Below are 20,224 nucleotides of genomic sequence, written 5' to 3' on the forward strand. Positions count from 1 at the left end.
CTCTTTTCACTTCTTCATCCCTTTTTACTCTCTCCGCCCCATGAAGTCCGTCATCGCCATCGCTCCAGGAGAACTCGCCATCCTCGACACGCCGCAGCCCAAGCCCGGGCCGTATCAGGCGCTGGTGCGCACGGAATGCGCCTGCCTGTGCAACCGCACGGACTCCGAACTGCTCGCCGGTAAATTTCCCGGCATGGAGGACAAGTTCCCCTTTGCCCTCGGCCATGAGAGCGTCGGCATCGTGGTCGCGGTGGGAGACAAGGTGAAAAACTTCAAGGTGGGAGATCGTGCGGTCGGCGGTCTTGTTTTCGATCTGCAAACAGAGGGCGTTGATTCCGGCTGGGGCGGCTTCGGTGAATACACCCTGGCCAATGATCATGACGCCATGGTCGCAGACGGCGTGGCCGATGAGGCCCACGGCTGGGTGGAGGTCTTCGAAATCCAGACTCGTGTTGATGCCGACATCCCACCGGAGCAGGCCGTGCTCCTCTGCACCTGGCGAGAGGTCCTCGGTGCCTTTCGTGACTTTCACCTCCAGCCCGGAGATGACATACTGATCTACGGCGCTGGGCCGGTGGGCCTCAGCTTTGTGAAGCTCGGCCGCCTCTTTGGCCTCGGCTGGATCGGCATCGTGGACCGGCATGCGGACAAGCAGGCCAAGGCGCTGGCCTTGGGTGCGGATGCGGCCTTTGCGCCGGGCGACCTGGAGATCGGCGAGCTCTCCAAGATTCGTGGCAAAAAGCTGGATGCCGTCATCGATGCCGTCGGTCATCCCGACATCGTGCAGCAGGGACTGCCGCTGCTGCGCCGTGGCGGCTCCCACTGCATCTATGGCGTGCTCACCCACGGCGTGCTGCACATCGACAAAGCGAAGGCCGATTTCAACTTCAACCTCTTCGTCCATCAGTGGCCCACACGCCGCTATGAGAAGGAATCGCAGACCGCTCTCTGCCAGTGGATTCGTGAGGGCAGGCTCACCTCGGCGGATTTCATCACGCACCGCTTCCCGCTGGATGAGATCACCGCCGCATTCAAAGCCGTGGCCGAGCGCAAGGTCATCAAGGCGCTGCTGGAATACGCATGAGGCGGCTCTTCAAATGAAGCTGCAAACCTTGCTGCGCTGGTGCATGCAAATCGTTCTGCCGTTCGTCCACTGGCGTGTGCCGGTGGTTCTGCTGCGCGGACCTGCGCGGGCTTCTGGCCGGGAGGTGATGATGCTCAGCGCAGGCTCCCCGTCCGCCTTCATCATCGGACGCTTCTTTGCGCAGGAGCCCACCGTGGTGCGCCGCACACGGGTGCCCGTCTGGCGGCTGCAGCGCTTTGTTAACGAGTGTCGCGCTATCGCAGACCTGGTGGATATCGAGATTGACCGGGTGTCTGCACGTCTGTTTCTGGACACGAAGTACATCGCTCTGCCGCGGTGGATCACCAGCTGGATGAAAGTCCCGGAGGATCTGCGGGAGTTTGGGCGCACGCACCGCAATGCCCAGACAGACCTCCGCCGCATCCGCACGCGAAACTTTGAATGCCACCTCAGCCGGGAGGCGAAGGACTTCGCTCTCTTTTGTGAAAAGTTTCACCGTCCTCACACCACGGCACGGCATGGCAGCATGAGGATGGTCTCCCCCCGCTGGATGTTACGGTACGTGTTCCGCCAGGGAATGATCCAGTGGGTGACTCGCAAGGGGGAAAAACTGGCCGGCGGGATTCTCACCATCAAAGGCAAAGTGCTCACCAAACGTGTCAACGGCGTGCTGGATGGCCGCGCGGATCTGCTCAAAGAAGGCGTGCTGAGCGCCCTCTACGTGCATTCGATGCAGGAGGCCAGACGGCTGGGCTGCACCGAGATCAACATGGGTGGCAGCATGCCTTCGCTGCATGACGGAGTCTTTCGCTACAAAAGCAAATGGGCCTCGGGCCTCCGCAGCCATGAGGGATTCATCTCCGCCAATTGCGTCACGCTGCTGGACTGGAATCACCTGGCGGGGCCGGTGGCTGAGTTTCTGAGCCAGACCTCCCTCATCCATCATGATCAGGACGGCTACTCGGCCCTGTGGGCCTTTCCACACCATGAGCCGCTCACAGCGGAGACTCTGCAGCAGCACTATGCCCAGCTCGCTGCCGCAGGCCTTCATCGGTTTGACATCCTCCTGCCAGGAGATCTCCCCGCAGGCTTCGTCTGCCCCGCCAATGTCCGCCTTATCCCCCTGACAGCGGTGCGTGAGGGTGGGCCTGAACAGTTGAAGCTTTGCGAACTTGCAGCTCCTGCATTGCCCCATGAAACCATTCTGCCCGATGTGAAGTCAACTCGCCCAAGCCACGCTCAGCCATCATGATTGTCTTTCTGCATACCCTGCTGCGCTGGTGGGTGGGCCTGCGCCTGCCATTCACCAGTTGGCGCGTTTCCGTGCAGGAGCTCTGCGGCACCTCGCGTGTGTCTGGGCAGGAAGTCCGGATGCTCACGGCCGGGATGCCACGCTGGGCTGCGCAAGTCGGCCCCTACTTTTTTGCAGGGGAGCCCGTGGTGGAGAAAACCACCCAGGTGCCGGTGTGGCAGCTGCGGCGGCATTTGAGCCAGCGGCAGGCCTCAGCCGACTTGACCCTCGTGGGGATTGACCGCATTTCAGCCCGGCTGTTTTTGGGGAAGGACTTTCTGGCGATGCCGCCCTTGATCTCCACCTGGCAGTCGGTCCCTGAGAATGCGTCGGATTTCTCTCTGAAGCGCAGCAGCGTGGCGTCGGATTTACGGCGTGTTAAAAAGCAAGGCTATACCAGCCAGCTTTCCAAGGCCGCCGGTGATTTTGATCTGTTTTACGAGCATTTCTACAAGCCCTACATTCTAGGCAGGCACACGACGAATGCCCGCCTGACACCCCGGTGGATGCTGCGGCTGGTTTATGCTTTCGGTTTCATTCAGTGGCTGACACTGAATGGGGAACGTGTGGCCGCAGACCTGGTGATGAAGCAGGGCAGGGGCTACAACCTGGTGGTGACAGGAGTGAAGGATGGGAGGCAGGATCTCCTGCGTCAGGGGGCTCTGGCCGCCCTCTACGTTCATTCGCTGGATCATGCCAGGCAGCTCGGCTGCACCCGCATCCTTCTGGGCAGCAGCAGAGCCTTTTTGCAGGATGGTCTGACGCGCTACAAGGGCAAGTGGATGCACGGCTTCAATCAGGATGATGGACACATCACCGCCAACCACGTTCTGCTGCTGCGGTGGAACCGGCTGGCTGGGCCCGTGGCGGAGTTTTTGAGCAGCGCAGGACCTATTCATCATGAACAGTCCGGCTATTCCGCGCTCTGGGCATTTCCAAGTCATCTGCCCCTGAGTGCTGAAACCCTGAAAAAGCATTGCGAAGCATTGAAATTAAAAGATCTATATCGTTTCCGCATCTTGCTGCCAGGCAAGGTTCCGCCTGGCTTTGTGGGCCCGCCGGAGGTGCGCTTGATCGAACTGGCGGCAGCGGAAAAGGCCGGGGCGGGTGGCATCATCGGCCTCGATTAACCTGAAAACCGCTGTTGTGGCAGCACTGGCATGTTGATCCTAGGTTTGGAGGCGGTGGCTGCGGCAGGTCCTGGGTTCACTCAGGTTCACCGTTGGAGGGGGGAGTGGGTTCAAAATCCACATTGAACCCAGTGAACCTAGAACCCATTGTGCGGGAATCACCTGGGCTGTGCCGGATGTGACACCGCACGCCAAAGCGCTCCAGACGCACGGGTCTTCGAGACCGCAGCAAGCGGTGAATTGTGATTTTTAATCTTTATTTAGGCGTATTTAGTTTTGCTTCAGGCACTCTCTTTATCATAAAGAGAGGCAGTTTATCAAATCATGGTCCAGAAGATTCCTTTTCACGAACATCGATCCATCATAGCGCAGATCCGGCGTGAAGTTTACACGACCGGCCTGCTGCATGAGATCGATGAATTTGATGAATTCGCCCATCATTTTGCGCTCTTCAACGCCGCCGGAGACATCACCGGTGTGGTCCGCATGCTGCGCAGTGATGAAGTGCCGCGACTGGAACTGCAATGTGAATCTGATGCGCAGGACCTGGTGTTCCCCCAGAGCGGGCTCATCATGGAAGTCTCACGCGGCTGCGCCCGGAAAAGCCTCGCCGGCATGCCGCTGATGCAGCTGGCCGTGGCGATGCAGCACTACGCCAAACTTCACAATGCCGCGCATGTGGTCACCAAATCCGGCAAGCGCCTGCTGCCGCTGTACCAGACCATGGGCTTTCGTGTCTTCGGCAAGCCATTCTACTCCGACTGGTTTGACGACCGCAAGACCGGGCTGATGAGCATCCCGATCATCTACGACTTCGTCAAACCCAGCAGTGCCCCCACGGTGGCCGTGCCTCGGCCCCAGCAGCATGAGGAAGAAGAAGTACTGGTGTGGTAAAACGACTGAGTGAAGTGGCAGTGCGGGCACAAAAAACCGCGTGACGCTGCAGCGCCACGCGGTTGTGAGTGATCGCAACGGGGGGGATCAGATTCAGCCGAGATCCGCAATACGCACCGGCTTGCCACCTTGTTCGGCGCTTTTGTCGGAGGCGAAGATGACTTCGAAGGTGCGCAGCGCTTCGGGGAAGCTGGTGAGCGGCATGTCCTTGCCTTCGTCCAGAGCGTCAAAGAAGGCCTGGAACTGGGTTTCGTAAGGGTGGTCGCTCACATCACCGGAGTCGAGCATCTTCATGGAGAGCTTGCTCCAGGCGTGCTTGTCGGTGTGCAGCTTCATGGAGTGGAACTTGTCGTCCAGCAGGCTGCCCTGGCTGCCGCACAGGTGGGTGTGGAAGTAGTAGGGTTGCAGGCAGTCCACCACGGCGGCGGATTTGCCCACGGCACCGTTCTTGAAGTGAATGAGGGTGACGCTGGTGGTGTCGTACTCGTAGGGCTTGAAGATCTCGCTCTGCGTCTTGGTGGAGAAACTGGTGACGCTTTCGATCTCGCCGCCCATGACCATGAGCAGGGCATCCAGCGCATGGCAGCCGGCGGTGAGCAATGCGCTGCCGCCATCCTTCTTGCCGGTGTTCCAGCGGAACTGGCCATACCAAGGGCCGATGCCGTGGTAATAATCGACTTCGCCGTAATGGATGCTGCCCAGCAGGCCTTCATCGATCAGCGCCTTGGTCACTTGGAATTGATTCGAGAAGCGGCACTCAAAGCACACGCAGCCTTTCACTCCGTTGGCCTTGGCAGCGGCGACGATCTCGCGCACTTCCTGCAGCGAGTTGGCCATAGGCTTTTCTAGGATGATGTGCTTCTTCGCATTCGCTGCCTTGATGGCCTGATCCCGGTGCTGGCTCGGGTAGCTGGAGATGTCCACCACGTGGATGTCTGGATTGGCCAGCATCTCGTCGAGGTTTTGGTAGCTCTTGATGGGCGTGCCGTGCTTCGCGGTCAGCTCAGCGTCGTCCAGCTTGCGGGAGGAATAGATCGCGGTGACCTGTCCCTGCTTGGTTTTGTTGATGGCGTCAATGTGAGCGCTGGCGGCCCAGCCGTATCCGATGATTCCGACGTTGTATTTCTTCATGGTGAGTGGGGGCATGCTCCAAACCGGAGGCATGATTGTCAATATCAATACCCGGTACGGAAGTGTCTCTTTCGAGTCTTTTTGCGCCAGCCAGCACGCATTAGGCGGCGCACAACGACTTCAGCCCTGATCCCTATTTTCCGCGCTGTGCCAAAAAATAACAAAGCCGCGTTGTTCACGCGGCTTTGCAGAGGGGTTTTAAACTGGAGGCCGGCTTATTCAGCGTCGTCTTCAGCAGGAGCGGCTTCGCCAGCGGCGGAGACGTTCAGCTTGACGGTGGCGGTGATTTCGTGGCCGAGCTTGACGACGATTTCGAAGTTGCCGGTGTTCTTGATCGGCTTTTCGAGGACGATCATGTGACGATCCACTTCGATCTTGGACTCTTCGGAAAGAGCCTTGGCGATGTCGATGGTGGTGATGGAACCGAAAGCCTTGCCGCCCTGACCGGTGGAGAGGGTGAGCTTGAGCTTCACCTTCTTCAGCTTGGAGGCAATCTTTTCAGCTTCAGCGACTTCCTTGGCTTCGCGCTCGGCACGCACGGCCTTGAGACGCTCGGTGTAGCGCAGGTTGCCCTTGGTGGCTTCATAAGCCTTGCCCTGGGGAAGCAGGAAATTGCGCGCAAAACCGCGCTTCACGCTGACGACGTCAGCTTCGGCTCCGAGGCCTTTGATTTGTTCTTTGAGAATAACTTGTGTGTTTGGCATGGCGACATTCCCTCGGGGAAAAAGGGGCGCGAAACTACACGCCTCCTAAGTTCTGTCAAAGGCGGATTCTAGGTTCTTTTGAAAGTGTGGGTTCCACTTCAGATCCCCATGTTGGCCAGCGTGGTCGCCAGCCGGTTCATAAAACCCGTCGCTTCCGGGTGCGCGGCCTCGAGTTCCTCGACCGAAGAGAGCCACTGGCCCTGGGCCTGCCCGGGCTCTGCGGTGGGGGCTTCAGCCTCGGTCTGTGCCAGCAGCTCAAGCAGCTTGGTTTTCGCGGCTTCTGGCAGATCGCCTGCGTCTGCCACCAGTGTCTTGAGTTGTTCCAGTTGCTCTGTGTTCATGGTTTTCCCACTGTGTCACCGCGAGCATGTCCCGACAAGAGTTTTGATGCCGCAAGAATGTGCAAGTCATGCGGTCAAATCGCCACGTCCTGCCACTGCCAGCAGCGCGAGCACGCTGATGCTGTCGCGGATGCGTCCATCGCGGGCCATTTGAATCGCTTCACTGAGCGGCAGGCGCAGAATTTCAAGTTCTTCCGTGTCCTCGGGCTGCGCCTCGGCATGGGTCAGACCTGTGGCGATGAAGATGTCGCAGACTTCATTGCTGGTGGAATTCGAAAGCTGGATGCCGGAGAGCAGGGGACTGATGGTGGTGGCGATGATGCCGGTTTCCTCCCTCAACTCACGCCTTGCTGCCTCTAAAGGGGATTCACCAGCCGGACAGCCGCCCTCAGGGATCTCCCACTCATAGCGTCCGTGGCAGTAGCGCCACTGGCCGACGAGCCAGGTGTAGCCCTCGTCATCCACAGGAATGACGCCGACCGCGATGTTCTTGTACTCCACCACGCCGTAAATGCCGGGGCCGCCTGTGGGTTTGAGCACCTGATCCTCACGCACGCGGATCCATGGATTGGCATAGGTCTCGCGGGTGGAAACGGTTTTCCAAGGGTTGGGGTGCTGGGGGAGATTCATGGTCTGGGAAGGAGGGTTCACTTTTCTGTGGAAAGCACCACCCCGTCTGCCTCCACCTGATACTTCTTGATCGCCTTCAGCACCGGGCCAAGCGTCTTGTCATTCTGATAAGGGCCCATGGCTCCATACATGGCCATGCCTTTGACCATTTCCTCCGGCACCGTCTTGCCAGGCACCCGCACAGCGCTGACTTTGGCATCGGGTCCCAGCTCGGTCATCTCCAAGGTGTAGTCCACTTCGCCGACGAGGTAACGCTTCGAGTCCTCCCAGAACTTTTTATTCATCGGCAGGCTGACATCGGTGACGATCGTCTGCTTCGCGGCATCCAGTGATTTCACCCGAATCATGTCTTTGTAACTGCCGCTGCCGCCGTCTGGAGCCAGCGTAAGCATGGCATTGAGGTCCGCCACGCTGAGCTTCATCGTGGCCGGTTTGCCTGAGTTCGCCAAGGCGGCAAAGTCGGTGAGCTTTTTCTCCAGATCGGGCACCGCCGCCACGTCAGGCAGTTTGGCAGGCGCCGACTGCGTGATCGCCGCGATCGCCGCATCCATGGTGGTCAGCGTGTAATAGCCCCACCAGATGATGAAGACGAAGACTCCGACCACCGCACTCATGATGATGCAGCCGTAGCCGGAGTGGAACTCGCTGGTGGGAACTTTTTGAATCTTATCCATCCCTCATCTGAATGCGGCGCTGGCAAAGATCAAGCCGGGGTTCGTCCGGGAGGTTATGAACTGCTCAGGGAGCAAGCCCGGCCTCAAGCCCTTCCAAGGCTGGCTGACTGACCGTCTTCGAGTAACCTGCACGGGCGAGGCGCTGGCCTGCCTCCACAAGAATGGCGGCGGATGCTGCTGGAGTGCGTGGCTGGGCGAGGCTGGCGATCATCTTCTGCCCAATGGCATCCAAAGCCGGACGCACCGTCATGTTGAGATCAGGCACCATGACGTCAGATGTCACGCCTTGCGGATGCTTCTGCAGCCATTCCTCCTGCACCACTTTGGCCGCCACCATCTGCCCGGTGAAAAAGCGCTGCACGCTTTCAGCCTTCAATCCAGCGGCCACACCGCGTTGAGTCATGGTGCGGAGCAGTTCCACCTCACGCACAGGATCGGTGATGGGCAATGACCGCACCTGCTTGGCCATGGCCACCTCATCCATCCAGTCCAGCCGCTCCACCATCAGGGCAGGCAGGGTCTTGGGTGAAGAACAGGCGCACGGCATCAGGGCCAGCACACACGACAGGATAGAAAGAGTGACAGATTTCATGATGCGAGATTAGGCGCTGATGGCTGAAGTCGTCCACCGCTTTGGCACGATGCCAAGCGGTCTCAGCTATAGGTGCCGAGCACCTGATGCACGTTTTCGATGGCCATGCTGCCTTCACCGACAGCGGCGCTGCAACGTTTGACGGAACCCGAGCGCACATCGCCTGCGGCAAACACACCGGGACGGCTGGTCTCAAAGGGGTAGGGCTTGCGATTCGCGTTTTTCCAGGCGGGAGCATCGGCCACGGCCTGGCCGGTTTTGATGAAACCTTTTTCATCACGCAGGATTTCGGGCGGCAGCCACTCGGTGCAGGGGCGGGCACCGATCATGGAAAACACCGCCGCTGTTTCCACGGTGCGGACTTCACCGGTCTTGGTATTGAGGATTTCAACCGACTTCAGCCGCTCATCTCCCATCATCTTCTGCACCTGGGTGTGATAGAGGATCTCGATGTTGGACCTCGTGGTCACCCGGTTGGAGAGGTAGCTGGACATGCTTTTGGTCAGGTCTGAACCACGAATCACCATGATGACCTTTTGGGCCACTTCCGACATGAACATCGCCGCCTGACCAGCGGAGTTGCCGGCACCGACGACGATGATGGTGTTGTCTTTGCAGAACTTGGATTCCATCTTCGTCGCGGCGTAATACACGCCCATGCTTTCGAATTTCTCGCGGCCCTCGGCATCGATCAGGTTGTACTGTGCACCGGTGGAGAGGATCACGCATTTTGACCGCAGAACGGTCATGCTGCCTTCGATCCGCAACTCCGCGCCATACTCACCCTCCGCAAACGAGAGCGTCAGTGCGCGGGATGGGGTGGAGAACTTCGCGCCAAAGCGATGTGCCTGGAGCTGGGCGCGGCTGGTGAGCGCACCGCCGCTGATGCCGGTCGGGTAGCTGAAGAAGTTTTCGATCAATGAAGATGATCCGGCCTGGCCTCCCGGCGCGAAGCTTTCCAGCACCACGGTTTCCAAGCCCTCCGAAGCGGCATTCACCGCCGCCGCCAGTCCGGCAGGGCCAGCGCCGACGATGGCTAGATCACACAGCAGCTCGGGGTCTTGATCGGTGGAAAGCGGGCGCAGCAGTCCGGCCACGCGGGCCACATCCAGAATGCTGGGATCATGCGTGACGGTGCCATCGCTGGCAATCAGCACGGGCAGGTCGGCAGGCGTGAGTCCGCGCAGTTCACAGATGGCCAGACCTTCGGTGGATGTGGCATCGATCAGGCGATGCATGACATGATTTTTATCGAGGAAATCGTCGATGCGATGTCCCAAGCTGCAGCGGGGGCTGGCGAGGATACGGAGGCCCGCGAATTCCTTGTCCCGCATCAGGCGCTCGCGCCTCATCATGAAGGCCTGCACCAGCGGCTCACCCACGCCCGGCAGTTCAGCCAGCGCCCATCTCAGCTTGTCGGCAGGCACAAGAAGGACCTCGGACTCCTCGGCTTTTCCCCGGTAGCTGGCGAGCGACGAGGTGCCCGTTAGCATAGAGACTTCGCCAACGAAATCGCGCGGCTTCGGGTTTGCGAGGATTTGCTCCACGCCATCGCGATTCTCATACACCTCCAGCTCACCACTGATCACGAGCGCCATCGGGAACTCCCGCTGCCCGGCTTTGACGATGATCTCTCCTGCGCGGATGGTTTGTCGAACGCCCAGCGCCTCCAGTTGCGCGAGCTGATGATCGTCCAGTTTCGGAAACGCGATGCTTTCGGTGTCGCGATAAAAAAGTTCGTCTTTCTCTTCAGCAGTCATGGGTGAATTCTTCCGCACTCGGGGGCAGGCGCAACGTAAAGTACTCACGTGCTTTAATTCGTTCTGGATTCTGGCTGCTTGAGGAGTTTTCCAGAACGAGCTAAGGCTCGTCAGCATCTTCATCTTGAAACCAACTTCCCCATCGAAAATTCTCATGGCCATGTCCGGTGGCGTGGACAGCAGCGTGGCCGCCGCCGAACTCGTGCGCGCCGGGCATGACGTGTCCGGCGTGTACATGAAGAACTGGATCAACGAGGAGAACATCATCGGCCACTGCCCATGGGAGGAGGACATCACCGATGCGGAGGCCGTGGCCAGGCAGCTGGGCATCCCGTTTCGGGTGGTCAATCTCATGACTGAATACCGCGAGAAGGTCGTGAAATACCTGATCGAAGGCTACCAGGCCGGCATCACGCCGAATCCGGACGTCATGTGCAACCGCGAGATGAAATTCGGCGTCCTATGGGACTGGGCGCAGGAGCATGGCTTTGAGGCCATCGCCACCGGGCACTATGCACGCAAGGTGGATGAGCATATTCTTCGCGGAGCTGACCCCAACAAGGACCAGACCTATTTCCTCGCCATGATGCAGCCGCATCAGGTGCGCATCGCGCAGTTCCCCATCGGGCATCTGCTCAAGCCGGAGCTGCGTGAGAAAGCCCGCGAGTTCGGTCTCAAGACGGCGGAGAAAAAGGACAGCCAGGGCATCTGCTTCATCGGCCAGGTGAAGATGGAGGATTTCCTGCGCACCTTTGTGCCGGACCAGCCGGGGCCCATTGTGAATCTTGAAGGCAAGGTGCTGGGCGAGCACCGCGGCCTGCACCTCTACACGCTGGGCCAGCGCAAGGGTCACGGCGTGGCCAGCCCCATCCACAAGCAGGCCTATGTCGTGGTGGCCAAGCGGCCGCAGACCAACGAACTCGTCGTCGCCATTGAAAATTCGGACACACCGCTGCTCTGGGCGCGCAAGGCCACACTACACTCCATTTCCAGCACCGGCGCCCCTTTGCAGGAGGAGCGTCTGCTGCAGGCCCAGCCACGCTACCGCTGCCCGGCGGGCAATGCTGTCTTCCGCCCTCTAGGCGATGGCCGCGCGGAACTCGAATACTCGGAGCCGCAGCGCGCCCTCACGCCGGGACAGATCTGCGCTTTGTATGATGGGGATCGTCTGCTCGGTGGCGCGGTGTTTGAAACCATCCAGTACACATGACCCCCACCATCCTCATTCTCGGCGGCGGTTGCTTTGGCCTGACCGCCGCCCTTGAGCTCCGCGCTCGGGGCTGGCAGGTGACCTTGATCGATCAAGGCCCGCTCCCGCATCCCGATGCTGCCTCCACGGACATCAGCAAGGTGGTGCGCATGGACTACACCAACGACGAGCAGCACACCGCCATGGGCGAGCTGAGCCTGCGACGCTGGCGCGAGTGGAACGCCCGCTGGGGAGAAGAACTCTACCACGAGGTCGGCTTCCTCGTCATGTCCCGGGACACGATGAAGCCTGGCGGCTTTGAACATGACAGCCGCGCCTTCCTCACGCCACGCGGCCACCCTTTGCGCCGGACCTCGGCTGAGATGCTGCGGGAACTGCACCCGGCCTGGAATCACGCGCTTTACCGCGATGGCTACCTGAATCCCGCCGGGGGCTGGGTGGAAAGCGGTCGGGTGATTGCGCAGTTGGCCACCGAGGCCCGGCAGGCCGGAGTGGAAATCTCCGAAAACGTGCCGCAGCCACGCCCGCAGTTCACGGGCTCCCGCTGCACCGGCATCACCTCCGCAGACGGGCAAAGCTGGCAGGCCGATTCCACCCTTGTAGCCGCCGGAGCTTGGACGCCCACGCTGCTGCCGCACCTGCAGGACGTCATGTGGGCCACCGCTCAGACGGTCTTCCATTTCCAACCGCAGGACACGCGCCCATTCACCCCGCCGCAGTTTCCCGTCTGGGGAGCCGACATCGGTCGGACCGGCTGGTATGGCTTTCCGGCCAATGCCGCCGGACTTGTCAAAGTGGCCAACCACGGCCCCGGCCGCCGGGTGAATGCCTCAGATCCGCGAACACTGCCGGCAGGGGAGGAGGAGCGCTACCGTGCCTTCCTCCGCGAAACCTTTCCCACCCTGGCCGATGCCCCGCTGCACTCCACCCGCGTCTGCCTGTACTGCGACACCTTTGACGGAGCCTTCTGGATCGATCACGACCCCAGTCATCCCGGCCTCATCATCGCCGCCGGAGATTCCGGCCACGCCTTCAAGTTCACGCCCGTCTTGGGTGAAATCATCGCCGACGTCGTCGAGCGAAAGCCGAACCCATGGGCGGATCGCTACCGCTGGCGCGAAAAAATTGCCACCAGTTCGGATGGTGCCCGCGCCTCAACGTAGGTCGCCTTTCCATGCTGCACATGGGTGTGGGGAGGCTGGCTTGAAACACTGCGCAAATAACTAGTTAACAATAGTTAATAATTATTTATCACTGAATATTTATATAACTCTAGTTGAGCCATCGTGTCTCCAAGAAATGAACACAGACTGCCTGAAGAAACGATCTGAGCGTTTCAAAATGAAACGCCATTGATGCCGCAGGAGCAAGGTTAAAACAGCATGGGCTGATCATCGATCTCAGCCGCTTTGCTGCGTCTTTTGCGCGGAGCAGGCTCTTCAACAGGGGCAAGGACGGCGACGTTTTCTGCGGGTGCATCAGGAGCCGTAACTGCGGCCACTTCAGGGAGCGCTTCAGCAACATCGACAGTCACTTCTTCCATGGCCACTTCAGGAGCAGCAACTACGATCTCCTCAAGGTGGGCCTCATGGATCACTTCAGGTTCAGCCACCTCTTCAGGAGCCTCTGGTGGCAACATCTCAGGCTCTTCCGCCACGCTCTGAGATTCAATGACAACCTCAGTATGTGCCGTGACATTTTCCATGACCTCTAGCTCAATGTTTGGCGCATTTTCCTCACTGACAATCAAAGGGGAATCTGTTTTAATTACTTCATTAACGGGATGAACCGGAGCGGCACTTTTCTTCACCTTGGGGGCCTTTACAGGCTTTGGCGCTAACGGCTCGTCCGTCACTTTTTCTGTCACTGCTGCCTTGCGCAGTCGGTGTCTGGCCACCCGTTTCGCGGTCAGAGCTTTGTTCTGCGCCACCGGGCTGTTGTGACGTTTGAAGTTACGGAAGGAGAGTTTCTCATTCGTTTCAATAAGCCAGCCGGTTTTCTCCAGGGCTGCGGCGAAACCTTTGCGTCCCACGATCTTGTCGATGAATTCTTTGGTAACGCCAAGGTCGTTAGGATCAATGCGGTTCAATTCCGCCCAGGACCACAAGCGCACCAGCTTCCCCACGACCGCGTCATCATCCAGTCGCAACTGGGTGGCCAAACTGCAAATCTCGGGCTTGTCCGGCGTACAGATTTCGATCTTGATCCAGGGGCGTCTCATGGCTGCAAGAGCTTGCAGGGAAGGGGAACTCAGGTCAAGGAAACCTTATTAACGTTACATTGTTGTTTTGTGAACAACTCGTCGAACACATGCCGTTGCCGCCCGTACACAACTCCACCCAAACTCAGCTTGAGATATCTGGGTTGCTGGCGGTCTGGATCAGGTAACTACGCCACCGTTTCCGTCAAGTGAGCGAGCCCACTTGGCGGAGACGATAGCAATCAATCTACTTGGCCCCATCACTCATGCAGGCCTGAGCACGCTTGAGCAGTTCATCCGGCGGCACATCTTCGAGGTGCTGGCTGAAGCTCCAGCGGTAGCCGAAGGGATCGCGGAGCATGGCAGTGCGTTTGCCCCAGAACTGATCTCGTGACGGGCTCAGCGGGGAGCCACCGGCGGCGAGGGCGCGGGCAAAAGCTTGGTCGCAGTCGTCGACCTGGATCGTGAACACGCAGGGGGCCAGAGCGCCCTCCGGGATGGCAAAGGCGTGCCCTGGAGGAAACTCATCGGAGATATAGATATGGGTGTTGCCGATCATGAATTCCGCATGCGGCACGATGCCCGGGGCAGGAGACAGGCGGTAGAGCTCCACGGCACCGAAGGCCCGGGCGTAGAAGTCGAGTGCAGCGGCGGCGCTTTTGCAGGTGAGGGAGAAGGAGACGGTGGGTTCGTTGGCTTGGCTCATGGGTGGTATTTCGGTGGGTTGTGAATGCGGATCGCCATCTTTTGCGATCACGCGCCATTCATCGCACCACCCCCTGACAGCCTTATGTCAGGGGTGTTTTCACCCGTGCCGATTTTTTCGGCTGATGGTGATCCGCAGTCGCGAGGGCCAGTTCGGTCACCTTCATCCGCAGAACTTCGGGAGAGAGAATCTCGGCATCGGTTCCCATGCTCAACAACCAGCGGGCCACGTAGTCGAAGCCATCCGAGCGGAAGACAAAGCGGACGCGCACTTCGTTGCCCATGCTTTCCTCCTCGATGATCGTCGGCCCCCAGAAGCGGCGGACACTTTCGATGAGCCTTTCCGGGACTTCGATGACCGCGCACTCACTGCGCTCCGGCATCATGCACTTGGCGATGTGCTGCGTGAGATTGAAATCCGGGTGCGGGGGGATCGGCTCCGGCAGCGTCTCGCAACGGACGATACGGTCCACACGAAAATCCCGCATGTCTCCGCGCAAGCGGCACCAGGCGATGAGGTGCCAGTGGTCGAGGTAAAACACCAGCCCCCGTGGCTCCACCAGACGCTCGGTGGGTGCGCCACGTGCGGCACCCAGGTAGTTGAGCCGCAGCACACAGCCCTCGGCCATGGCCCGCTGGACGGTGCTCAAAGGCACGCTGCCCTTGGTCGGGGATCGCCCGCCAATCACCATGGTTTTGCGCAGACGGTCCACGCGGCCTTGCAGGCCTGGAGGCAGGACGGCCGTCACCTTGCCCATGGCGGAGCGGATGGCATCGCGCATGGAGGCATCCGTCATGCGTTCGACCAGCAGCCCGCCGGTGACGAAGGCAAAGGCTTCCTCGGGCGAGAACATCACCGGTGGCAGGCAGTAGCCGCTCATCAAACTGTAGCCCACACCCGGCTCACCCACGATGGGCACACCGCCTTCACCCAGTGCCGCGAGATCGCGATACACGGTGCGCTCGGTGATCTCGAAATGATCGGCCAGCTGAGCAGCGGTGATGACCCGGCGCGATTGCAGCAGCATCACCATGGAGACGAGGCGGTCGGTGCGGTTCATGCCTCACCTCCGATGTCGGGATACTGCTCCGCAAAAGGCAGCCAGGTGTCGCGCTTCAGGTTCGGTGCGTTCGAGCGGGTGATATTCAGCGTCACCTGCAGCTCCACCAGCGCACTGTCCACCTTGCTCTTGCTGATTGTGCCCGAAGGCGACAACGCCTTGCGCAGCTCCGCCGTGGTGTGCGGTTCACTGCGGATCAGCTCAAAGGCGCGCCGTGCCAGCGGGCTGCATGTGGAAACGGGGCGATGATGCGCCGGATAGTGGACGTCCCGTAAGTTCTCAATGCTCATCAGCATCGCGAGTCCGCCGGGCAGCTTGCCGTAGAAGATCTCATCGGGGAACTGCGCCGGCAGTTCGTTCTTCCATGCCCACACCGCCTCCACTTTCGCACCCCATCCTGGCTGCCCGGGCTGTCTCCCGGGCAGGTCCACCACATCCCAGAGGCTGGGGAGGTCGGAGGTTTTCGAGCCAAAGATGAGGCAGGTCTTCGCTTTCAAGACGAAGGCGTAGGCTTGCTCGAAGGTTTTGATTTTGGCGGAGCGCTTCGGCTTCATGAGAGGGCTGCAGTTATGATGCGCCATACACTGATCCCCGAAACAGCGCCCCGAGTTTCTTTTCCAAAAATCGCCTGTTCCCCGCCTTCTCAATTCGCCCGATGCTCGGCATGGCTCAGGGCATGCAGTGCGTGGCGGAGTTCGGTGAATCGAACCGGCTTGATGAGGTGCGCGACGAAGCCGGCTTCGCGGGAAAGCTGGAGGTCTTCGTCCGTGCCGTAGCCGCTGAGGGCGATACCCTGCAGGCCATGCTGCGTGTGCAGGATTCGCATGAGCTCGTGGCCGGTGCCATCCGGGAGGCCGAGGTCGGAGATGACGGCATCAAACTCTTTCTGGCGCGCCTGCGTCAGGGCCTCCGCCTTGGTGCCCACCCCCACCACGGAATGACCGCCGCGGGTCAGCAGGCGGGAGAGCACCTGCAGGCTCTGCTCATGGTCTTCCACGAGGAGCAGCCGCAGCGGAGCCTGGGCCACCTCGGCATGTTTGCCGCCGCCAGCGGCATCCGGCTCGGTGCCAGGAGACTCCTGGGCTGCACCGGGCAGGCTCACGGTAAAACGGGCGCCTTTGCCGGGACCTTCGCTATGGGCCTCCACCTTGCCGGCATGCAGGGTCACGATGGCACGGGTGATGGCGAGCCCGAGACCGAGGCCTGGGACGCGGGAGTCGCGGGAGGTGGCGGCCTGCTCGAAGGGCTCAAAGATGCGCTCCTTCAGGGCTGCATCGAAGCCTCTGCCTTCATCGTCAATCTCAATGCAGAGCGCATCCCCAGCGTCGGGGCAGGAAGAAACATCGAGCGAGCGAATGGTGACGCAGGAGCCAGCGGGGGAAAACTTCACGGCGTTGCGCAGGATGTTCCAGAACACCTGCTGGAGACGGGTGGAGTCTCCCTGCAACTGGGGTTTCGCCGCGCGCAGCTCCAGGGAAAAACGAACGCCCCTTTCACGGGCTTCGTCCTGCACCATTTCCACCACATGCCTGAGCAGGGCGTGCACATTGCAGGGCTCGGTCCGCAGGGAGAGCTTGCCATGGGTGATGCGCGTGATGTCCAGGAGATCGTCAATCAGACGGGCCTCAAGCGCGATGTTGCGCTCGATCATGCGAAGCTGCTGGCGCACGTCTTCGGAAAGGGATTCGTCCTCCTTGAGCGCGCTTGCGGTCATGAGCACCGGCGTCAGCGGCGTGCGCAGTTCATGGGAGAGCTGGGCGATGAAGACGTCCTTGGCGGCGGAGGCTGCGCGGGCAGTGGTCTCGCTTTCGCGCAGGAGGGCCTCGGCTCTGCGGCTTTCCGTGATGTCAAAGCTGGCGCCGTCAAAGCGGAGCGGCCGGCCGTCCTCGGCATAGAACGGATGACCGACGGCGCGGATCCACTTGATGCTGCCGTCCTGCGGGCTGACGGTGCGGTATTCGATTTCGAAACGCTGCTTGTTGGCGATCGACTGCTCGATCCCGAGGCGGGTTCTTTCGCGGTCGTCAGGATGCAGGATCGAGTAGAAAAGAGCAATATCCACGCCTGCCTCCGGTGGCAGCCAGAAGTGTTCTTTCACGAGGCTGTCCCACTCCAGGGTGCCAAAGGGGAGATCGCAGAACCAGAAGCCCACCTCGGCGATGTCCTTGACGATTTCCATGCGCTGGGTGGTGCGGAGCAGGGCCTCCTCCGCAGCTCTGAGCTCCGTGGTGTCCTGCACGGTGCCCCGGAGGCCGAGGACTTTGCCATCCGCGCTGGTCACGCGTTCGCCGCGCGTGGTCACCCAGATTTTCTTGTCTCCGCAGCGTGCTTCCAGGTGCAGCCGGTAGCCTTTGCCCGTCCGGGCGGTGGTTTGCATGGCCTCGTTCAGCTGGTTCCAGGCCTCCTCGGAATAGAGGGTGCCGCGCTGCTCGCTGAAGGAAGGGAGGCGGTCTCCGGTGGGGTCGATGTTAAAGATGTGGTAAAGCTCCTCGGAGCCAATGATGGCATCCGTGCGTGCATCCCAGTACCAGCTCCCCAGATGAGAAAGCTGCTGGGCCTCGCGCATCAGGCGTGTCTGCTCCAGCAGGGAGCGCTCGCGTTGTTCACGCTCCCGGAGTTCCTGATCCACATGGGCGCGGGAGCGGTGAAGCATCTCGCCCAGGGCGATGATGGCCGTGGCCATGAGGACAAAGCCGGTGACGCCAACCGCCCAGGTGGAGGGCTTGAGATCGGGCTGATCCGGCGGAACAAACAGCCAGAGGGTCAGGAAGAAGCCGATCAAAGCGGCGGCGGCAGTGGCCCGCCAGCGGCAATAGCGGGCTGCGATGGCGATGCCGAAGATGAGAACGAGGAAGGGCAGGCGATCCCCCAGCGAAGGAGCGAGAAGAGCCCTCACGACGACTGAGCCAAGCATAATAAGCAGGGCTTTGCCAAAGGACAGCAGGGAGGTCGTGATACGTGCGCGCGGCATAAATCAGCAGCAGCAGCGAGCCTAGCTTGAACCACCTGAGCAGCAACATGGAATGCGGAATGCTGCGGCAGTACTGCCGCTACAACTGACGTGGATGGGGCTTTTAATTTGGCAGCGGTTTTTCGCAACCAGCCTCGGAGTCCTCATCCCCGAAACAATGCCCCGAGTTTCTTTCCCAAGATCACCCCGGCTCCGAGGATGGTCACGGCGAGGAAGATCATGGCCCACACGCCGAGGGCGGAGGCGAGATTCGGGCCGCTGCCGAGAGAGAGTACGAGGGAGTAGATCGCCTTGGTGATGGGGAAGTAGGCGGCCTGCTGCGCGAGGATCATGGAGTCGCTCACTTCCAGCATGGCAAAGGAGAAGGCGAGCAGGGCACCGGCGACGAGATTCGGCGCAACGAGTGGCAGGGTGATGCGCCAGAGCGCTTTCTCCGGGCGCGCACCGAGATTCTGCGCGGCTTCCTCCAGCGTGGGGCTGACCTGCTGAAAGCCGGCGGCGGCAGACCTCACGACGTAGGGCAGCCGGCGTACGGCATACGCGATGACGAGCAGCAGCAGCGGATCTTCGCCGAGCATCAGCCAGTGGAAGGGCTGGCCCTCCCGTGTCATGGCCAGATAACCAAAAGCCATCACGATGCCGGGCACGGCCAGCGGCAGCATCGCCATGGCATCGAGAAGCTGGCGGCCCCAGATGCGGGTGCGCACGGAGACGTAAGCCACGCCGATGCCGAGGACGAGCGCTACGAGCATCGCCAGCGTGGAGTATTTCAGGCTGTTGGTGATGGAGGAAAGCGTGAGCTCATGACCCAGCGCATCGCGATAATGCTCCAGCGTTAGCGAGTGCGGGATGACCGTGCCATACCAGTCTTTGGAAAATGAAAGCAGCACCACGCCGAGATGCGGCAGCACCGCCAGGAAGGTGACGCTGGCAAAGAACGCGGTGCAGATCCAGCCGAGTCCCGCAGGCAGCGCGATGGTTTCACGCCCCGTGGTGGCACGTCCGCCGCCACCCGAGTTCGCGCTGCCAAAGAAGAGCTTGCCCATGAGGTAAAACAGCGTGCTGAAGACCAGCATCACTGCCACCAAGGCATAGGGGAAGGGGTTTCCGCTCAGGTCATTGATGCTGCGGAAAATCTGCACGGCCGTGACGCGATCGTAGTCAAACAGCAGCGGCACGCCCATCTCGGTGAATGACCACACAAACACGATGGTGCCGCCTGCAAAGACACCGGGCATGATGAGCGGCAGAGTCACACGCCAGAAGCGGCTCCAGGCATTGCAGCCCATGTTTGCCGCGGCTTCTTCGAGCGCGGGATCCAGGTTTGAAAGCGCCGCCGCTGCATTGAGATAGATGATGGGGTACAGGTGCAGCACCTCCATGACGATGATGCCCAGCATGCGATGCTGCCCGAGCCAGTCCGTGGGATGCAGGGCGTCCATGAGCCCGAGATTGATGAGCAGGCTGTTCAGCGCGCCCGCCTGACCCAGCATCGTCTTGATGCCGATGGCCCCCACAAACGGCGGCAGGATCATGGGCATGAGCACCAGCGAGTTCATCAGCGCACGTCCTGGAAAGGCAAAGCGCACGTAGCACACCGCCAGCGGCAGGGCCACGCAGAGGGAGCCCAGCGTCGTCCACACCGCGATGATGAATGAATTCCACAACCCGTCGCGATACAACTCGTTGAGAAACACCTCGGACACATACTCCAGTGTGAACTGATGATCCGGCCCCCGAAACGCCGCCTCCAGCGCCGCCCAGATCGGGTAGGCAAAGAAGCACGCGAAGAACGCGGTCATGCCCAGAAAGATCAGCAGCGAGAGGGTTTTCGACATGGGGTTGA

At 60.5% G+C, this 20,224-nt stretch carries 19 protein-coding genes; 6 read left to right on the forward strand and 13 right to left on the reverse strand.

Annotation, left to right across the window (positions count from 1 at the left end):
* Nucleotides 1-40: 40 nt before the first annotated feature.
* From AC3RLQ_RS06685 to AC3RLQ_RS06700, 4 genes are all read left to right on the forward strand, one after another.
* Nucleotides 41-1,084 (forward strand): zinc-dependent alcohol dehydrogenase, encoded by a 1,044-nt coding sequence (locus tag AC3RLQ_RS06685; RefSeq protein WP_493035521.1) that lies wholly within the window; start codon nt 41-43, stop codon nt 1,082-1,084.
* A 13-nt stretch (nt 1,085-1,097) separates the two neighbouring features.
* Nucleotides 1,098-2,336 carry a hypothetical protein gene (locus AC3RLQ_RS06690; RefSeq protein WP_493035523.1) on the forward strand — a complete coding sequence of 413 codons (1,239 nt, stop codon included), beginning with the start codon at nt 1,098-1,100 and terminating at the stop codon, nt 2,334-2,336.
* Nucleotides 2,333-3,505 (forward strand): hypothetical protein, encoded by a 1,173-nt coding sequence (locus AC3RLQ_RS06695; protein WP_493035525.1) that lies wholly within the window; start codon nt 2,333-2,335, stop codon nt 3,503-3,505. The genes AC3RLQ_RS06690 and AC3RLQ_RS06695 overlap by 4 nt, the downstream gene beginning before the upstream one ends.
* A 324-nt stretch (nt 3,506-3,829) precedes the next feature.
* Complete coding sequence (locus AC3RLQ_RS06700; RefSeq protein ID WP_493035527.1) at nt 3,830-4,399, forward strand: GNAT family N-acyltransferase; 570 nt, start codon at nt 3,830-3,832, stop codon at nt 4,397-4,399.
* A 93-nt stretch (nt 4,400-4,492) separates the two neighbouring features.
* On the opposite strand, the gene AC3RLQ_RS06705 is transcribed toward AC3RLQ_RS06700, so the two are convergent.
* The 7 genes from AC3RLQ_RS06705 to AC3RLQ_RS06735 all read right to left on the reverse strand — a co-directional run bounded on the left by AC3RLQ_RS06705 (nt 4,493) and on the right by AC3RLQ_RS06735 (nt 10,231).
* On the reverse strand, nt 4,493-5,545 hold the full coding sequence (locus AC3RLQ_RS06705; protein ID WP_493035529.1) for a Gfo/Idh/MocA family protein: 1,053 nt from the start codon (nt 5,543-5,545) through the stop codon (nt 4,493-4,495).
* 200 nt (nt 5,546-5,745) lie between these two features.
* A complete protein-coding gene (gene rplI / locus AC3RLQ_RS06710) occupies nt 5,746-6,234 on the reverse strand; it encodes a 50S ribosomal protein L9 (RefSeq protein WP_422314894.1) in 489 nt (162 codons plus the stop codon).
* A 98-nt stretch (nt 6,235-6,332) separates the two neighbouring features.
* The gene (locus AC3RLQ_RS06715; protein WP_395732524.1) at nt 6,333-6,575 is read right to left on the reverse strand and encodes a DUF4404 family protein; all 243 of its coding nucleotides are present in this window, start codon (nt 6,573-6,575) and stop codon (nt 6,333-6,335) included.
* Nucleotides 6,576-6,641: 66 nt separating this feature from the next.
* The gene (locus tag AC3RLQ_RS06720; protein WP_493035531.1) at nt 6,642-7,205 is read right to left on the reverse strand and encodes an NUDIX domain-containing protein; all 564 of its coding nucleotides are present in this window, start codon (nt 7,203-7,205) and stop codon (nt 6,642-6,644) included.
* 17 nt (nt 7,206-7,222) lie between these two features.
* Entirely contained in the window at nt 7,223-7,879 is a 657-nt protein-coding gene (locus tag AC3RLQ_RS06725; RefSeq protein WP_493035533.1) for a hypothetical protein, read from the reverse strand.
* A gap of 64 nt (nt 7,880-7,943) precedes the next feature.
* A complete protein-coding gene (gene aroQ / locus AC3RLQ_RS06730) occupies nt 7,944-8,471 on the reverse strand; it encodes a gamma subclass chorismate mutase AroQ (RefSeq protein WP_493035535.1) in 528 nt (175 codons plus the stop codon).
* Between the two features lie 62 nt (nt 8,472-8,533).
* Nucleotides 8,534-10,231, reverse strand: a complete 1,698-nt coding sequence (locus tag AC3RLQ_RS06735) for an FAD-dependent oxidoreductase (RefSeq protein ID WP_493035537.1) — start codon at nt 10,229-10,231, stop codon at nt 8,534-8,536.
* 154 nt (nt 10,232-10,385) lie between these two features.
* Between AC3RLQ_RS06735 and mnmA the strand changes: the two genes are divergently transcribed.
* The gene (gene mnmA / locus AC3RLQ_RS06740; RefSeq protein ID WP_493038829.1) at nt 10,386-11,441 is read left to right on the forward strand and encodes a tRNA 2-thiouridine(34) synthase MnmA; all 1,056 of its coding nucleotides are present in this window, start codon (nt 10,386-10,388) and stop codon (nt 11,439-11,441) included.
* The gene (locus AC3RLQ_RS06745) at nt 11,438-12,604 is read left to right on the forward strand and encodes an NAD(P)/FAD-dependent oxidoreductase (protein ID WP_493035538.1); all 1,167 of its coding nucleotides are present in this window, start codon (nt 11,438-11,440) and stop codon (nt 12,602-12,604) included. The genes mnmA and AC3RLQ_RS06745 overlap by 4 nt, the downstream gene beginning before the upstream one ends.
* Nucleotides 12,605-12,813: 209 nt before the next feature.
* Here AC3RLQ_RS06745 and AC3RLQ_RS06750 read toward each other — a convergent pair whose 3' ends face one another.
* From AC3RLQ_RS06750 to AC3RLQ_RS06775, 6 genes are all read right to left on the reverse strand, one after another.
* A complete protein-coding gene (locus AC3RLQ_RS06750) occupies nt 12,814-13,662 on the reverse strand; it encodes a hypothetical protein (protein ID WP_493035539.1) in 849 nt (282 codons plus the stop codon).
* Between the two features lie 226 nt (nt 13,663-13,888).
* Entirely contained in the window at nt 13,889-14,347 is a 459-nt protein-coding gene (locus AC3RLQ_RS06755) for a VOC family protein (protein ID WP_493035540.1), read from the reverse strand.
* Nucleotides 14,348-14,429: 82 nt separating this feature from the next.
* Nucleotides 14,430-15,407 carry a helix-turn-helix transcriptional regulator gene (locus AC3RLQ_RS06760; RefSeq protein WP_493035541.1) on the reverse strand — a complete coding sequence of 326 codons (978 nt, stop codon included), beginning with the start codon at nt 15,405-15,407 and terminating at the stop codon, nt 14,430-14,432.
* Nucleotides 15,404-15,961, reverse strand: coding sequence for an AlkZ-related protein (locus AC3RLQ_RS06765; protein WP_493035542.1), 558 nt, complete (start codon nt 15,959-15,961; stop codon nt 15,404-15,406). Before AC3RLQ_RS06765 ends, AC3RLQ_RS06760 begins: the two co-directional genes overlap by 4 nt.
* Nucleotides 15,962-16,050: 89 nt before the next feature.
* On the reverse strand, nt 16,051-18,378 hold the full coding sequence (locus AC3RLQ_RS06770; protein WP_493035543.1) for a hybrid sensor histidine kinase/response regulator: 2,328 nt from the start codon (nt 18,376-18,378) through the stop codon (nt 16,051-16,053).
* A gap of 143 nt (nt 18,379-18,521) precedes the next feature.
* Nucleotides 18,522-20,216, reverse strand: coding sequence for an ABC transporter permease (locus tag AC3RLQ_RS06775; RefSeq protein WP_493035545.1), 1,695 nt, complete (start codon nt 20,214-20,216; stop codon nt 18,522-18,524).
* Between the last annotated feature and the right edge of the window lie 8 nt (nt 20,217-20,224).

Source organism: Prosthecobacter sp. GW821-HT29F12 (assembly GCF_058803405.1).

What these genes read in the sequence shown, in the direction of transcription:
- AC3RLQ_RS06685 (WP_493035521.1), top strand. Translation starts at nt 41, where the DNA reads ATGAAGTCCGTCATCGCCATCGCTCCAGGAGAACTCGCCATCCTCGAC.
- AC3RLQ_RS06690 (WP_493035523.1), top strand. Translation starts at nt 1,098, where the DNA reads ATGAAGCTGCAAACCTTGCTGCGCTGGTGCATGCAAATCGTTCTGCCG.
- AC3RLQ_RS06695 (WP_493035525.1), top strand. Translation starts at nt 2,333, where the DNA reads ATGATTGTCTTTCTGCATACCCTGCTGCGCTGGTGGGTGGGCCTGCGC.
- AC3RLQ_RS06700 (WP_493035527.1), top strand. Translation starts at nt 3,830, where the DNA reads ATGGTCCAGAAGATTCCTTTTCACGAACATCGATCCATCATAGCGCAG.
- AC3RLQ_RS06705 (WP_493035529.1), bottom strand. Translation starts at nt 5,545, where the DNA reads ATGCCCCCACTCACCATGAAGAAATACAACGTCGGAATCATCGGATAC.
- rplI (WP_422314894.1), bottom strand. Translation starts at nt 6,234, where the DNA reads ATGCCAAACACACAAGTTATTCTCAAAGAACAAATCAAAGGCCTCGGA.
- AC3RLQ_RS06715 (WP_395732524.1), bottom strand. Translation starts at nt 6,575, where the DNA reads ATGAACACAGAGCAACTGGAACAACTCAAGACACTGGTGGCAGACGCA.
- AC3RLQ_RS06720 (WP_493035531.1), bottom strand. Translation starts at nt 7,205, where the DNA reads ATGAATCTCCCCCAGCACCCCAACCCTTGGAAAACCGTTTCCACCCGC.
- AC3RLQ_RS06725 (WP_493035533.1), bottom strand. Translation starts at nt 7,879, where the DNA reads ATGGATAAGATTCAAAAAGTTCCCACCAGCGAGTTCCACTCCGGCTAC.
- aroQ (WP_493035535.1), bottom strand. Translation starts at nt 8,471, where the DNA reads ATGAAATCTGTCACTCTTTCTATCCTGTCGTGTGTGCTGGCCCTGATG.
- AC3RLQ_RS06735 (WP_493035537.1), bottom strand. Translation starts at nt 10,231, where the DNA reads ATGACTGCTGAAGAGAAAGACGAACTTTTTTATCGCGACACCGAAAGC.
- mnmA (WP_493038829.1), top strand. Translation starts at nt 10,386, where the DNA reads ATGGCCATGTCCGGTGGCGTGGACAGCAGCGTGGCCGCCGCCGAACTC.
- AC3RLQ_RS06745 (WP_493035538.1), top strand. Translation starts at nt 11,438, where the DNA reads ATGACCCCCACCATCCTCATTCTCGGCGGCGGTTGCTTTGGCCTGACC.
- AC3RLQ_RS06750 (WP_493035539.1), bottom strand. Translation starts at nt 13,662, where the DNA reads ATGAGACGCCCCTGGATCAAGATCGAAATCTGTACGCCGGACAAGCCC.
- AC3RLQ_RS06755 (WP_493035540.1), bottom strand. Translation starts at nt 14,347, where the DNA reads ATGAGCCAAGCCAACGAACCCACCGTCTCCTTCTCCCTCACCTGCAAA.
- AC3RLQ_RS06760 (WP_493035541.1), bottom strand. Translation starts at nt 15,407, where the DNA reads ATGAACCGCACCGACCGCCTCGTCTCCATGGTGATGCTGCTGCAATCG.
- AC3RLQ_RS06765 (WP_493035542.1), bottom strand. Translation starts at nt 15,961, where the DNA reads ATGAAGCCGAAGCGCTCCGCCAAAATCAAAACCTTCGAGCAAGCCTAC.
- AC3RLQ_RS06770 (WP_493035543.1), bottom strand. Translation starts at nt 18,378, where the DNA reads ATGCCGCGCGCACGTATCACGACCTCCCTGCTGTCCTTTGGCAAAGCC.
- AC3RLQ_RS06775 (WP_493035545.1), bottom strand. Translation starts at nt 20,216, where the DNA reads ATGTCGAAAACCCTCTCGCTGCTGATCTTTCTGGGCATGACCGCGTTC.